25 protein-coding genes are annotated in these 13,178 nt (G+C 45.5%); all 25 read left to right on the top strand.

Annotated elements, in window-relative coordinates; translation table 11 throughout:
• Positions 1-475 precede the first annotated feature (475 nt).
• A complete protein-coding gene (locus HNP76_RS14000; protein WP_184661636.1) occupies positions 476-682 on the top strand; it encodes a helix-turn-helix domain-containing protein in 207 nt (68 codons plus the stop codon).
• On the top strand, positions 631-861 hold the full coding sequence (locus HNP76_RS13995) for a hypothetical protein (protein WP_184661634.1): 231 nt from the start codon (positions 631-633) through the stop codon (positions 859-861). The genes HNP76_RS14000 and HNP76_RS13995 overlap by 52 nt, the downstream gene beginning before the upstream one ends.
• Positions 862-865: 4 nt before the next feature.
• A complete protein-coding gene (locus HNP76_RS13990; protein WP_184661632.1) occupies positions 866-1,195 on the top strand; it encodes a hypothetical protein in 330 nt (109 codons plus the stop codon).
• Positions 1,196-1,198: 3 nt separating this feature from the next.
• Positions 1,199-1,936 carry a hypothetical protein gene (locus tag HNP76_RS13985; RefSeq protein ID WP_184661630.1) on the top strand — a complete coding sequence of 246 codons (738 nt, stop codon included), beginning with the start codon at positions 1,199-1,201 and terminating at the stop codon, positions 1,934-1,936.
• Between the two features lie 49 nt (positions 1,937-1,985).
• The gene (locus tag HNP76_RS13980) at positions 1,986-2,150 is read left to right on the top strand and encodes a hypothetical protein (protein ID WP_184661628.1); all 165 of its coding nucleotides are present in this window, start codon (positions 1,986-1,988) and stop codon (positions 2,148-2,150) included.
• Between the two features lie 2 nt (positions 2,151-2,152).
• Positions 2,153-2,374, top strand: coding sequence for a hypothetical protein (locus tag HNP76_RS13975; RefSeq protein ID WP_184661626.1), 222 nt, complete (start codon positions 2,153-2,155; stop codon positions 2,372-2,374).
• Positions 2,371-2,748, top strand: a complete 378-nt coding sequence (locus HNP76_RS13970; protein ID WP_184661624.1) for a hypothetical protein — start codon at positions 2,371-2,373, stop codon at positions 2,746-2,748. Before HNP76_RS13975 ends, HNP76_RS13970 begins: the two co-directional genes overlap by 4 nt.
• Positions 2,745-3,089 carry a Cas9 inhibitor AcrIIA9 family protein gene (locus tag HNP76_RS13965; protein ID WP_184661623.1) on the top strand — a complete coding sequence of 115 codons (345 nt, stop codon included), beginning with the start codon at positions 2,745-2,747 and terminating at the stop codon, positions 3,087-3,089. The genes HNP76_RS13970 and HNP76_RS13965 overlap by 4 nt, the downstream gene beginning before the upstream one ends.
• Positions 3,086-3,700: a phage recombination protein Bet gene (bet, locus tag HNP76_RS13960; protein ID WP_184661621.1), complete on the top strand. Its 615-nt coding sequence runs from the start codon at positions 3,086-3,088 to the stop codon at positions 3,698-3,700. Before HNP76_RS13965 ends, bet begins: the two co-directional genes overlap by 4 nt.
• Positions 3,701-4,243, top strand: coding sequence for a hypothetical protein (locus HNP76_RS13955; RefSeq protein WP_184661618.1), 543 nt, complete (start codon positions 3,701-3,703; stop codon positions 4,241-4,243).
• Between the two features lie 71 nt (positions 4,244-4,314).
• A complete protein-coding gene (locus HNP76_RS13950; protein ID WP_184661616.1) occupies positions 4,315-5,199 on the top strand; it encodes a DUF6291 domain-containing protein in 885 nt (294 codons plus the stop codon).
• A gap of 11 nt (positions 5,200-5,210) precedes the next feature.
• Positions 5,211-5,633 carry a hypothetical protein gene (locus tag HNP76_RS13945; protein ID WP_184661614.1) on the top strand — a complete coding sequence of 141 codons (423 nt, stop codon included), beginning with the start codon at positions 5,211-5,213 and terminating at the stop codon, positions 5,631-5,633.
• A gap of 9 nt (positions 5,634-5,642) precedes the next feature.
• Positions 5,643-6,089: a hypothetical protein gene (locus HNP76_RS13940; protein ID WP_184661612.1), complete on the top strand. Its 447-nt coding sequence runs from the start codon at positions 5,643-5,645 to the stop codon at positions 6,087-6,089.
• On the top strand, positions 6,058-6,402 hold the full coding sequence (locus tag HNP76_RS13935) for a DUF4406 domain-containing protein (protein WP_184661611.1): 345 nt from the start codon (positions 6,058-6,060) through the stop codon (positions 6,400-6,402). The genes HNP76_RS13940 and HNP76_RS13935 overlap by 32 nt, the downstream gene beginning before the upstream one ends.
• The gene (locus HNP76_RS13930) at positions 6,399-6,725 is read left to right on the top strand and encodes a hypothetical protein (protein WP_184661610.1); all 327 of its coding nucleotides are present in this window, start codon (positions 6,399-6,401) and stop codon (positions 6,723-6,725) included. Before HNP76_RS13935 ends, HNP76_RS13930 begins: the two co-directional genes overlap by 4 nt.
• 3 nt (positions 6,726-6,728) lie before the next feature.
• Positions 6,729-7,097, top strand: coding sequence for an HNH endonuclease (locus tag HNP76_RS14530; protein ID WP_371733523.1), 369 nt, complete (start codon positions 6,729-6,731; stop codon positions 7,095-7,097).
• Between the two features lie 89 nt (positions 7,098-7,186).
• Positions 7,187-7,375 (top strand): hypothetical protein, encoded by a 189-nt coding sequence (locus HNP76_RS13920; RefSeq protein WP_184661608.1) that lies wholly within the window; start codon positions 7,187-7,189, stop codon positions 7,373-7,375.
• Positions 7,350-7,865 carry a hypothetical protein gene (locus HNP76_RS13915; RefSeq protein ID WP_184661606.1) on the top strand — a complete coding sequence of 172 codons (516 nt, stop codon included), beginning with the start codon at positions 7,350-7,352 and terminating at the stop codon, positions 7,863-7,865. The genes HNP76_RS13920 and HNP76_RS13915 overlap by 26 nt, the downstream gene beginning before the upstream one ends.
• Entirely contained in the window at positions 7,862-8,461 is a 600-nt protein-coding gene (locus tag HNP76_RS13910; protein ID WP_184661604.1) for a DUF6273 domain-containing protein, read from the top strand. The genes HNP76_RS13915 and HNP76_RS13910 overlap by 4 nt, the downstream gene beginning before the upstream one ends.
• A 54-nt stretch (positions 8,462-8,515) precedes the next feature.
• Positions 8,516-8,938, top strand: a complete 423-nt coding sequence (locus tag HNP76_RS13905) for a hypothetical protein (RefSeq protein WP_184661602.1) — start codon at positions 8,516-8,518, stop codon at positions 8,936-8,938.
• Positions 8,935-9,261 carry a hypothetical protein gene (locus HNP76_RS13900; RefSeq protein WP_184661600.1) on the top strand — a complete coding sequence of 109 codons (327 nt, stop codon included), beginning with the start codon at positions 8,935-8,937 and terminating at the stop codon, positions 9,259-9,261. The genes HNP76_RS13905 and HNP76_RS13900 overlap by 4 nt, the downstream gene beginning before the upstream one ends.
• Positions 9,262-9,343: 82 nt before the next feature.
• A complete protein-coding gene (locus HNP76_RS13895; RefSeq protein ID WP_184661598.1) occupies positions 9,344-9,802 on the top strand; it encodes a hypothetical protein in 459 nt (152 codons plus the stop codon).
• Positions 9,803-10,157: 355 nt separating this feature from the next.
• On the top strand, positions 10,158-10,364 hold the full coding sequence (locus HNP76_RS13890) for a ribbon-helix-helix protein, CopG family (RefSeq protein ID WP_184661596.1): 207 nt from the start codon (positions 10,158-10,160) through the stop codon (positions 10,362-10,364).
• A gap of 63 nt (positions 10,365-10,427) precedes the next feature.
• Positions 10,428-12,110, top strand: a complete 1,683-nt coding sequence (locus HNP76_RS13885; protein ID WP_184661594.1) for a terminase large subunit — start codon at positions 10,428-10,430, stop codon at positions 12,108-12,110.
• 28 nt (positions 12,111-12,138) lie between these two features.
• The coding region (locus HNP76_RS13880; protein ID WP_184661592.1) for a hypothetical protein at positions 12,139-13,178 on the top strand (1,040 nt) is incomplete at its 3' end.

Genomic DNA, 13,178 nt, shown 5'->3' with positions numbered 1-13,178 from the left:
GTATATAGAGTTACGTTCCTTCTTGACAGAAGGAACGTAAGGGGAGTTCCTGGCTGATTATCCCAAACAGAGAAAATGCAAGGCTCTGTACCCGTCAGCCGGGGACATGGGAAGGGAAGCACTAAAAAAAATGGCAGTGGGTGGCTGTTGGAGCAGCCGCCTTTCCGAACGGCTTTCAGCTGGGGTCATTACCTCAACCCCCAAGCCTTGTATTGAGAGCCGTTCGGGAAGGCAAAAAAAAGAGCGTTGAGCGGAAAATGAGACCCGTCGCAACGGAAGTTTTCAACGGAAGTTAAGTTGGAGCTTCGGGAATCACCCTCAACTGCTGGACCTTCAAGACATCGATGTCGTGGGCAGGACTGAGGCGCATGGCACGAAGTGACGGATTAGCGAATACTGGGCTAAGGAAGCCGAGCCGGTCAGTCCCCGGCGGAGCGACCGAAGCCCATTTTTTTTATATGGAGGAACATCTGAAATGGCAGAAGAGAAAAGCGAGATTTTCGACGAAATCCTCACGACTGCTGAGGCGGCAAAATACCTCAAGCTCTCGGAGCAGGTAGTGCGGAGACTCGACATCCCGAAGATGCGTGAGGGGCAGATCGTCCGCTACAGGAAGAAAGACCTTGAGGCATGGGTGGAAGCAAGGATGCAGACGGTGCCCGAGGAGAGCCCGGAAGCATGAGGGGCGCGGAATACCTGAGGCTTGCGGCAAGGCTTGAGAGGGAAGCCGCAAGAATCAAATACGGGACGGTCGGCGTAACCGTGCAGATTCACGACGGTGAGGTCTGCAAGATCCGCTGGCAGAGACAGGAATGCGAGGCCTTCGAGGTCGGCAAGGGAAAAGAAAAGAAGAAGGAATGAAAAAATGGAAAGATCGTTAGTAACACTTCAAACACTTTCAGGCGGGGCGGCAAATGATTACTTCGAGAACGCAATGAAAGAAGTGATTGACAACATCCGGGACATAAACACCCCGGCAAAATCTCCGAGAAGAATCACTCTCACACTCTGCATCAAGCCTACAGAAGACAGGCTCATGGCTCAGACTGAATTGTCGGTCAAGACTTTCTTGCCGCCAATCAAGCCGTTCAGCAAATCAATGTTCTTCGCCCGCGAAAAGGACGGAGTTCACGCATACGAGGAAAATGTGGAGCAGCCAATCCTACCGTTCCCAGAAATTTCAAGGCAGGCATAAACGATGGAAACAGGAAAAGACACTATCGAAAAAATTGAGTCACTCGTCAAGGATTCTTTCCTTGTCAATGTTGACGGCATCACCTATTCAGCCCGCGACTTGAAGGCCGTTCGCGATGAGCCTACATGCCAGCCACTTTCGCTCAATTCCTTGCAGGGACTGGCGGATTACATCAATCATGAATTCAAGCCGGATGCCGGAAAAAATACTTATTTCCTTTCAATTATTGATGAGACCAAAATCGCAGTTTATTCAAACATTTTAGGCAAAAACAGGAAAAGGGAAGCCCTTGCAGTCTGTGAGCTGCGCGGTGACTTGCGGGAATATCCGTTTGACCGCTTTTTGTCACAAGAAGACTTCATCATCAAGATTCAGTCACTTTTCGGCACAACGGACGACAAAGACTATCTGCTTTCTTATGCAGGGGCAGTCCGTGATGATACCGAGGTTAATTCGACCGATGACGGAATCACACAGTCAGTGACAATTAAAAGCGGTATCTCCGGCGCACTTGTCAAGGAATCAAAGACAAAGCCGATTGTAACACTCAAGCCTTACAGGACTTTCCGAGAGGTTGAGCAGGTTGAAAGTGCCTATCTGTTCCGCGTAAGGAAAGGAGCAGCCCCGGAATTTGCGCTTTTTGAGGCAGATGGCGGAGCATGGAAACTTACGGCCGTTGAGAGAATCAAGAGCTGGCTTAGGGAACACATCGACGACAAGGATTTTGTCATTCTTGCATAGCCTATGTTTATATCGCTAGATTTTTCAGCCCTGTACAGGAGGGGAACAGATGAAAAGAAAGGATTTCAAGAAAAAGCGCATCATAAGAAACAGGCGCGGATATTGGGAAAAAGGCGGCGGATCAGAAACAGAACTTTTGGTCGCGTGCATAGCCCTTCTTTTAATGTGCTTGCTTGTCGGAGCAGCAATCGTCAGCAGTCTTTTGGGGCAGTAATTATGGAAAAAATGACCTTGAAGAAAGCCGTGTTGCTGGCGTTCGACTCCCTCCCGGTAGGGGCTGAATTCTACGCGAATCAGCTCAGAAGCAAGGCGGCGGAGCTTTTCCCGCAGGCGGCGAACAAGTACGAGAATTCAATCCTGATGGTGCTCAGACGACACCGCAGGGAATTTTATCATTATGCAGACAGGTCGGGGAAACTCGTCAAGGTGGGAGAATGAGCGCAGGCTATACATACAACGACCTTGTGGAAATTCTGGGCATATCCCGCATAGCGGTAGGAAAAAGGATTTACAGGCTGGGCATAAAAGGAACAAGTGACGACCGCGACGGCCGCTTCAAATATTTCACGGCCGAAGACCTGGAAAAGTTAAAAAAGATACCTACAAGAAAAACAGGCACGGCAAAAAAAAAGCAGAACCCAATCTATTACCGTTTTTCAGTTTTTGAGCCCGCACACAATGCCTTCATCGTGAAGAAATGCTCGCTGACCAGAAAGGAAGCGGACAGGCTTTGCGAAGAGTACACGATGAAGGGATTCATTGCCAGAAGCTCACCGTGCCGTAAGAAAATAAAGCTCGGAAGGAAGAAATGAACTTGAAAGATGCGCTTGAAGCATACTTGAAAAAAGAGGCTGAGAAAGACCCGGCATTTGCCGGGAAGTTCAGGGCCGAGAAGCTGCCTGGATGCGTGAACTATGTGACGGCTCGGGCAAAGAAACATCTTGAGGGCAGGAACGGAGCCGTCGAGGGAGAGCTTATCATGAGCTGGGCTGAGGAATATTTTACGGGGCAGAAAAAAGAGCCTCATATTAAAACATGGGCTGAGGCGAAGGCTGAGATTGAAGCCAAAAGAAAACCGAAGCCGAAGCACATACGCCCTACGGATGATATTGCTAACGGGCAACTGCTTTTTGACTTTATGGAGGAAAAATGAACGTCAATGAAATCACTGTAGTTGAGAACAAAGAGAACGGGCTTTTAGCCCAGGACTTCACGAAACTTGCGGGGGAATACCTTGTGAGCATGGGAAACAAGCTCCCCGACAACCAGCGGGCGCAGTTCCTTGAAATCTGCAAGGCTTTCTGCCTCAACCCTTTCAAGCGGGAAATCTACGCCGTTCCTTACGGCAACGACTTCAACATCATAGTCGGCTTTGAGGTTTACCTGAAGCGGGCCGAGCGGAGCGGGAAACTCTCCGGCTGGAAGGTATGGACCGAGGGCGAGGGAGCGGACATCAAGGCGGTGATTGAGATTCACCGGAAGGACTTTGACTTTCCGTTCGTGCATGAGGTCTATCTGAGTGAGTACAGCACGGGAAAGGCAATGTGGGCAAAGTCGCCTAAGACAATGATAAAGAAGGTGGCCATGTCGCAGGGCTTCCGACTCTGTTTCCCGGATGAGCTTGGCGGAATGCCTTACACACAGGAAGAGATTACCGAGGAGCTTGCCGACGAGGCCCTTGGATCCGCCAATATTCCGGAAGCACACGCCCCGGAAATGTCAGCGCCTATTTTTTCAGCAAACACAATTCAGGAGGAAAAGTAAATGAGCTGGATCACAAACGCACAGTATGTGCCCGCAACAAAAAGCTGTGAGTGCCAGGACGGCACTTATGACATCTCGCTCTGTGATGTCAAATACGAGCAGTACCAGGGCAAGAACGTGCTCGCCGTGTATTTTACTGTAAACGCTCCGAGCTGGAACAAGATACCGTACCGCCACACGATTTTCGAGGGCGACAATTTCGACTACGGGCTTTCACGGCTCTGCGACTGCTTCGGCGTCAACATTCAGGAAGTAATCGGCGGGAACTTCAACCCGTTTGTGAGCAAGGTCGGAAAAGCTGAATTCAGCCATACAAAGCAGAAAAAAGTAGTCACCGGATACGACCAGGCAGGCAGGCCGATTGAGGAATGGAAGACCGAGAAAAGCCAGTACGTGAACGCAAAGCTGATTGAGAAACAGGCCTCACCTGCTCTACAGCCACAGGCACCTCAGCAGAATATTGCTCCGATGTCACAGGCAGACGCAAACGGCATGGCTCAGGCTTTCGGAAATCCAAACGCTCCCGGAGTACCGAATTACTAAAATACTTTGCCCCACGTAAAATATGACTTTTTTTGGGGGCAATTTAAAAACGAAGCAGAGGCTTATAGACCATGACAGATTCTTTTGTTACATACCGCTCTTTTCACGAGGCTCTGAAAGACTTGCCGCCGGAACAGTACGGCAAAATCATGTTTGCAATAAACGAATACGCACTCAACCAGAACGAAATCGAATTGAGCGGAGTTGAAAAAATCGTGTTCACGCTTATCAAGCCTCAGCTCGATGCAAACCTCAAGAGACAGGAAAACGGCAAATATGGCAGTTTAGGCGGACGGCCGAAGAAAGAAACTAAAAACCCTATGGGTTTAGAAACTAAAAACCCTATGGGTTTTGAAGTTTCCGAAAACAAAAACCCTAATGTAAATGTAAATTTAAATGCTAATGAGAATTTAAATTTAAATGATGATGGTGATGGTGAATTTAAAGACTGTGAGATTTTTGAAAAAAACGAAAATCCTTGCGATGAGCCGAAAAATCAACCGTCACCGCCGTCAACATTGAGTGATTCTCAAAAAAATTACTCACGCATTGTCTTTGACAGATTCAAAAATGCGGGGCTTCCTTGCCAGAAAGGCGACTTTTTTCGCTTCCAGTCGTGCGATTTCCGTCTCGCACTTCAAAAATTACGGGGCTATGGCTCAGACGATGTGATTGCAGCCGTCGACAATTACATCTCTGAGCTTAAAAACCCGGAATCTTACATCGACAAGGAATTCAGTTTTGACGCTTTTGCAGGCTCCAAGACTTTCTTGAACTGCCTTCCGGCCAACTACCGCCCGAACAACTTCAAGAAGTTTCAGAAAGATGTGCCAAAAGGCTCGCAAACTGAAAAGCCAAGGCTTTTCAAGTGCGACAAATGCGGACGGATTTCCGCCTCATGGTCTGAGAAGCTGATGAAATGGCAATGCTCGGAATGTGGCGCGACATTTGATTAGGAGTGTGCAGTATGGAGTTCATAAACAACACTGAAAAGCCCAAAAGCGCAAGGGATGTGCTTCTTGCCGGCTACAGGCGCACTAATGTGCTTGCAGAGAAGGTCGTATTCAGAAAGCCGCTTTCAGGCGCGACGCGCTACGCCTTCTGCCCTTATTGCCGTGAACGTGTAAAAAGAGGCGGCGGAAACTGGCAGGCGGAACTGAAGCCGCTGCACATGGTGAAAGTAGAGCTTCTTTGCGATACCGGGGAAGATGCGACGGTCATCGAGGAATGGCGGTATGAATGCACGGTCTGCAAGGACATCAACCGGCGGAACAGGGTGCTCACGGAGGATGATTTTATTCGCGCTTATGCAGAACCGCCCAAAGAGCCGACATCACGGACCTTCAAAAAAACTCCTGATGTGGTGGAGCGATTTCTTGGCATGAGGTGAAAAATGCTAATGTTCTTTTTTTTCGAGTTCACATGGCAAGATTTTATAGACGAGCTGCCGTTTTATGCTGAGCCAAAAAATGACAGTGAGATTCTGATAAATCTTCAGTATGCGTATCTTGCGAAAAACGACAGAAAAGCACACAGAGACCTTTGGCTTAAATCCATCGAGATTGCTAAAAAACTGATCCGCAATGAACGGAAACAGAAAGGCTTTTATCTCGACGATGCAGATTTTGAAGACAAGGCGATTGAGGCGCTCGAATACGTTCTGAGACGATATTCGGAACGAAAGGACAATTACTGCTGGAGCGTAAGAAAGAATTATGTTTCGGCACTGTATAACGGAGTCAGGCACGCTCTTTATTACCAAAGCAAATCAGAACAGCTTTACACAAGGCTGAAAAAACTGGAGGGAAGAAAGAATGACAATTTACATATCTGGGAAAATTACTGACGACAAGAACTACAAAGAGAAATTCGCGAAGGCGAAGGCTAAGTTGCTTGCACAAAATCATAATGTGATAAGCCCGGTTGATGTCGGAGAATATTCGTTCCTGACATACGAGCAGTTCATGCACATTGATTTTGCGCTGATAGATTGCGTTGATGCGATCTTCATGCTTAAGGACTGGCAGCAATCAAAAGGCGCAAGAAGGGAACTTCAATATGCAGCCGATTTCCAGAAGGAAATAATCTACGAGGATGAGGCTACAAGAGAGTCGAATTTCCCGATTATTTATGGTCACCCGGTAAAAAAGGGCCTATGACAACAGAAGATTTGATTCAGTCTTTCATTGATGCAGGAAGGCACGCTTTTACCTCACACACAGCAAAGCGAAGCCCGGAAATCAGGAAGTTGATAAGGCATGAGAAAGTCGTTATAGACGGCCACGAATACAACTGCTTGCAGGAGCTTGTTGTGGTCAAAACCGCCGAGCATATACGGAACATCCTTCCGGATTGCGAGCTGGAAGTAGAGCTTGACGGAAATAACTCCACGCTTAACGTGGAGCTTACGCAGGATGAAAAACAGAAGCTGACATCTGCGCTTTATGTTTTTCTTAAAGAAAACAGATGTATAGAGGGCTGAAAGATGTTAATGAAATTGTGCACTTATCCAGGATGCAACTGCCTTGTAAGCAACGGTACGAGATGCCCGAAGCACAAGGCTGAGAAGAAAACGATATTCACGCAAAGGACAAAAAGCCGTGAATATCACAATTTGTATCAGTCTGCCCGTTGGCGAAAGACACGGCGAGAATTCCTTCGGGAAAATCCCTTCTGCATTAAATGCGGCCAGCCTTCAGAGATTGCGGATCATATCATCCCGCATCGGGGCAATGAGGATCTATTCTACGACAAGAACAACTTGCAGCCCATGTGCTGGAAATGTCACAGTGCAAAGACTTTGCAGGAAAATAATTTTTTCCACAAGAAAAAGCGGCAGGGGGAGGGGGGATAAAAAACTTCTGGGGCACTCGCGTTTGACCAACCACGGCAATTCACGCGCGAGAATTACACTATTTTTTTCTGAAATTTTAGGGGGGCATGATGGAAAAAATAAAGAAGATTAAAAAGGAATTTGAAAAAATTCAAAACTTGATAGAAACATCAATCCTGGCACTTGAAAGAATAAATATCACGGAAAGCTGTTGTGTTTCTGAGGTTTTGAAAGAGTGTCGAGACCATTATTCACGTATAGAGGAGCTTTTGGATGGGGAGACAGAGGCTTCCAACTGAGCTCAAAGCGTTAAAAGGCACGCTTAACACCACGCGTGAAAAAAACAAGCCGAGCGCAGACACAGCCCTTGCAAAGAAGTCTACCGCGATTTTTCCGGAAGAAACAAAAATCGCTTGCCCGAAGACGATTCAAAGCAAGTATGTCCGTTCCTACTGGAAAAAGCTCACGGCAATGCTGGTGGCGGTTCGGGTACTCTCACCCGCAGACCTTCCCCAGCTTGAAGAGCTCTGCATAATTCTGGAAAAGCTGAGGGAAGTCCAGAGCCTTTTTTCAGACATTGACCCGCTGGAAGACTTTGACACATTCGAGAAAACTCAGAAAGTTTTCATCGCCCTCTCGAACAAGTTTGACCAGCTCGGAAGCAAGTATTACATAAGCCCTGCCGCCCGAACAAAACTCACGCTCGATGAGCTGAACGTGATCAAAACGGGCCAGGAAATACAGAAAAACGAAAGCGCAATCAGCGCACTACTTGGAGGTAGAAAATGAAAACAAATGATGATGGAATCTTAGAGACAAGCACCCTCTGGACTTTGGACGGCTTTAATAAAAATAAAGCTCGTGTGCAGATTGGAGACAGAATAAAGCTGCCGGATTTCACTGTTCCAGAAACAGAAATAAAGGGTCAAACAGTAATGAGCTTCAACATATTAGAAGTTTCGGATGAGGCTGTCATTGTTGGGAAAAAAACAAATGGTGATTTTATTCTTATTTTTGAGCATTGTCTTTTTAAGAGTGCTGTAGATCTCAATAACACAAAAGATTTTAAGAAAACTCAGCTTAATCAGTATTTATCAGGTGAGTTTTTGAAAGCGATGCAGGAAGCTGGAATCGCGGCCATAAATTGCTGCTTGCTTTCTTATGATGAGACATTTGGAGAAAAACGCCTGAATTATTTCAAAAAAAGCCGGAATCGAATTGCATTTGATTTTAAAGAAAATTTTACTAAATGGTATTGGCTATGTACACCGTATAAGTCGTCTGCTGCTTATTTCTGCGGTGTCTACAGCAATGGCTATGCCGACTACTACTACGCTGGGAATACGGACTTTTATGTCCGTCCCCGCTTCGTCCTCGCAGCGTAGGCGTATCAAATAATCTGCCGGGCGTTAAGCCCGGCGATGAGGAAAGGAGTGTGTATGAAAGCGAAAGAATTAGCAGAAGTCCTTTTGAAACATCCTGATTCAGAAGCCCTTGTTAGTAACGAGAAATATCTTGATGATATAATGATTAAGTATTTACCGAAGTCTTTAAGAGGTGAGGATTTCGGTACAGTTTTACTTGGAAAAGAATCTGTAAGTTTGCCGCTTTGTAAGCGTGAAGATAATACAGAGGGGCGTTTTACCCAAGAAGAAAAAAAACTGATAGCCAATACCCAGATAACCGAGGACTGTTTTGATTTATCAAAGTTTGAAGGTAGAGTGCATAGTCATTACAGGTTTGATGAATTGATTAAACATCTGGAATTGTTGCGTTTTTCATACTTGCAGACAGAAGATGAAGGCTATTTTAATGATTTAGTTACTATGCTTCCAAACAGTTACAAGGTGGTGAAACTATGAACAGTTTTGAAATTGTAGGACACGGCAAAACAAGAAGCGATGAAACATCAGAGTACATTATTGAGGTTTCTCCAAAAGCAACAGTAAATGAAGTTCTTGTTGATATTGTAAATCAGAAATCAGAATGGGGCCGTATCGGAATCAAAAGTGAAAAAGAGCCATTTTTTGGTGAACATCATTTTGAATATAGATTCGGGCGAAGTGAAATTCCTTCTAAAGAAGATCAGGCTTTTTGGAACAGTATAATGCAGAAAAAAGTTGTTGCTATAAAAGGTAGTGGAGGTTGGTCTAATAGTGATTATCAACTTGTATTAGAAGATTAGTTTTTTTTGAAGGAGTAGTTTACCGTTAAAGAAACGATGTTACGAGAAAATTAAGAGCTTGGTTTGGAAAGGAGAATTGAAAATGCAACTGAAAGAAATAACTAAGAAAGAGTTTGAATTACTCTTTACTAATGAAAATTACGGCTTCGTTAATGGCTGTTGTTTTGATGAAGAGACGGACAATCTGATTGCTTTTCCATATTACGAAAGCCCAATTGATGAGCCTAGCAGATATTTTAAGGCAGTTGAAATTGAAGACAACAAGCAAGGTTATCAGAGCGTAAAAGACGCTTTGCCACCGTCTGACGGTCTTTTCTATGATGTAATGGGTATTCTTTGGAATGACAACATAAGCGGTGGCTATAACTATTACAGAGGACAATACCAAAACGGATTTTTCTTTTTTGAACATTCAATGTACCTGCAAAAAGAAGATTTCAGAAACTCAAACACACAGAAGAAAGTTATTGCATGGAAGCCGCTTCTAAAATGCACAAGCGACCAAATAACAGAATTTTGCGAAAAGCAAGGAGTATTATAAGTAATTTAGTATTATTTTGTAAAACGTATTGACAAAAAACAGAATTGACATTATATTATAACTATCAGCGGACGCGCTGATAAGGAGACCTAAGTGAAGGAAGTACTACTTTACTTAGCCGATAAGCTGGTTGATTTCCTGCTAACCCTGGTTGTTGCAGTAGTCACGTACTACATAACCAAATGGCTAGACAAGAAATCTAAGTAAGTCGGTGGGGAGTTCGCAGAAATGCGAGCTTCCCTTTCCTTTTAATATTAAATCATCGAGGTGCTTATGTCAATTTTTTTCCCAATAATGGCAGGCGTCGTAATCGGTATTGTAATTTATTACACAAGAAAATCTAGGAAAAACAATCATGGAACAAACAGAAAAGCCTAAATATTCTGGCTACGGCTACCACGGTGGCGGGCGAAAAGCCACCGGCTTGAAACGTGTTTCCTTTTCTGTAAGCTGTCAGCCAGAAGAATTGGAACGGCTCAAAGAACTTGTCGCAAAAAGCGGAAAGACAACAAGCCGATACCTTCTGGACCTTGCGTTTTCATCAGACAATTTAACGAAATAATTCCCTTTGAGTTGTCAAATATTTCTTGACAACTCATTTTTTTGTCAAAATGACTGTATTTCTATGAAAAACTACATGGAAATACTTGAGAAATACTGCTCAGACATCGCCAGCGGCAAGATTGTCGCCGGAATCTGGACAAAAAAAGCCGTTAAACGCTTCATTTCCGACCGAAAACGCGAGAAAAGGGACGATTTTCCCTATTATTTTGACGAAAAAGCCGCCGAAATGGTGCTTTCTTTCGCAGAATCCCTTAAGCCCGGCGACCTCAACGGAAAGACAATCGACCTTTTACCCTGGCAGATTTTTGTTTTTGCGAACGTGGAAGGCTGGCGGCACAAAGGAGACAGTGACCGAAAGCGATTCCGAATGGCTTACATAGAGGTAAACCGAAAGAACGGGAAAACAACAGGGGTTCTTCTTCCGCTCGTAGTCTTCAACTTTCTAAAATACAAGGCATCTGAATCCTATCTTGTTTCCAGCTCCGACACGCTGGCAGAAAAAACATTCAAGGAAGTGCGCGACATCATCAAGGCAGAGCCCGCTCTTGACGACATTCTGGACTGCCGTTCACTCGCAATCACATTCAAAGACATTAACGAAAAATCAAGGCTTGGCTTTTACTGTGACGGCGGAAAATCCGTTGACGGCCTGCGCCCTCGGTTTGCCGTGCTGGACGAATACCACGACTTTCAGAGCGACAAGATGTTCATGTCAATGCAGTACGGCATGAGGAGCAAAAAAGACGCCCAACTTGTTGTCGTTACCACCGCCGATGTCGAAGTCTCAAACCCATGCTTTGAGCAGAATTTAAAGGCAAAGAGAATCCTGAACGGAACACAGACGCAGGAAGATTTTTTCTCCGTGATTTATGCCCTTGATGAAAACGACGATTATCATGATCCGGCATTATGGCAGAAGGCAAATCCAAGCCTTTACGACATTATTGACCCTTCCGTCATTCAGTCCGACATCGACGACGCGGAACTCACGCCCCACAAAATCCCCGAACTGAAGGCAAAAACCTTCGGGATTTGGGGCGGTGGTGGCGAAAAGTCATGGCTTGCAATCGAAACATGGCAGAAAAACAAGAAAATTGACGCAAAGGTCGAGGATTTTGAGGGCATGGAATGTTACGGAGGCCTCGACCTTGCTCAGGTTGACGACCTCTGCGCCTTCACGAAACTCTTTGAAAAAGACGGCAAGGACTACTATTTTCACCGTTTCTACATTCCTGAAGGCACGGCACACGAACGCTACAGAAAAGAAAACATCAACTTTTTTCAGTGGATTGATAGCGGCATCATCACGGCAATTCCCGGAAACACGATTGATTACAGCTTCATTGTCCGGGACATTCTGGAGGATGCGGACCGCTTCAAGTTGCGGGGCATAGGGTACGATAAATGGCAGGCAAAGGACGTAATCAAAGAGCTGGATGCGGAACGGCCGGATATTGCCCTGATTGAGATCGAGCAGAGTTTGCGTAAACTTTCCCCTCTCACTCAGTCTTATGAAAAGACCGTGAAGGATGGAAAACTCGTGGACAACAGCCCAGTAATGCTCTGGATGATAAACAATGTCGAAATCAAGCCGGATGTAAACGGTAACTACAAGCCGATGAAGAAAAGCAAGGCAAGCACACAGCGAATAGACGGCGTAATCAGCTCGATAATGGCTTACGGCGTGTCACAGAACGAGGCCTTTTTGCCGCAAGATTTTTCAGTGGAAGACATGATTTTCTAAAAATGACTGTATTCTTAGGAGAAAAGAAATGGGCGTAGTAAGATTTATTGACAAAATTACAAAAGAACCTGCCGCCAGTTCCTTTCTGATGGGAACTGATGCAAACGGTAATGACGGTAAATATTCGCAGGAAGCTCTCTGCGCTTTTTTTGCGAGTATTTTAAATTGTGAAAACGTCGGTGGAAGCGGTAAATTTATCGAATCAATATCACAAAACAACGGCATCATTGCTGCCTTAGCAAAGGATTTCGGGCAGGTTGCAAGAGGCTTTGCCGTTCCTGCCACAGGAGAGACAACTTACCTTTATTTACAGTCCGCGTTCTCTCACAAGATCATGCGGCTTGTTCCGAAAGACATCACATCATATTATCAAGACGGCACATTATGGAAACGCCTCACCGGCACTGACGGCTTCCAGCTTTATGAGGACATCTACGCGGGCGATTATTTCCAGATGTCACGGGGCATTACCTGCCCTGATTCTTATGCCGGAACGGTAGGCACGTCATGGGTAACAATCGCTGAGATTGACGGCCTCATGTATCAGGGTTATCCGCAGTATATGACAGCTCATCATCTTGTAATGGTACCAGGAAAGGGCATAAGTACATCAGAGCCGAATCATTTTGGATGCCATGCGATGAATGACAGCAATACTACTGCAAATGGTTATGTCGGAAGCAAGATGCATACTGAAGTCCTCGGCGCAGTAACGACAACCGGAAGCACGGCAAGTGGAGCCACAATCAATAAGCAGCTTTATGCGGAATTCGGAAGGCATTTACAGACAACGGGTGAGCTGCTGTCAAACGCAATGGATTCAAGTGCTGTAAACCGTTTTGGCAATGCTGGAGGTGCATCAAGTGGCTGGAATTGGACGAGCTGCCAGGCAGTGCTTTTATCTGAGGTTGAAGTTTATGGTTCTGTTGTATGGAGCAGTTCTGGATATGATACGGGAATAGCAAAAAAACAGTTTGCAGCATTTAAGCACCCGCTGATCCAGAATAACAGAAGTAGTTATTATTGGCTCAAGGACGTAGCGTCTGCTGCTTGTTTCTGCCTTGTCGA

It is taken from the genome of Treponema ruminis, from assembly GCF_014201975.1.
Taxonomy (GTDB): Bacteria; Spirochaetota; Spirochaetia; order Treponematales; family Treponemataceae; genus Treponema_D; species Treponema_D ruminis.
The sequence above is the reverse complement of the archived record's forward strand: the minus strand, read 5'-3'. Positions and strand labels throughout refer to the sequence as shown.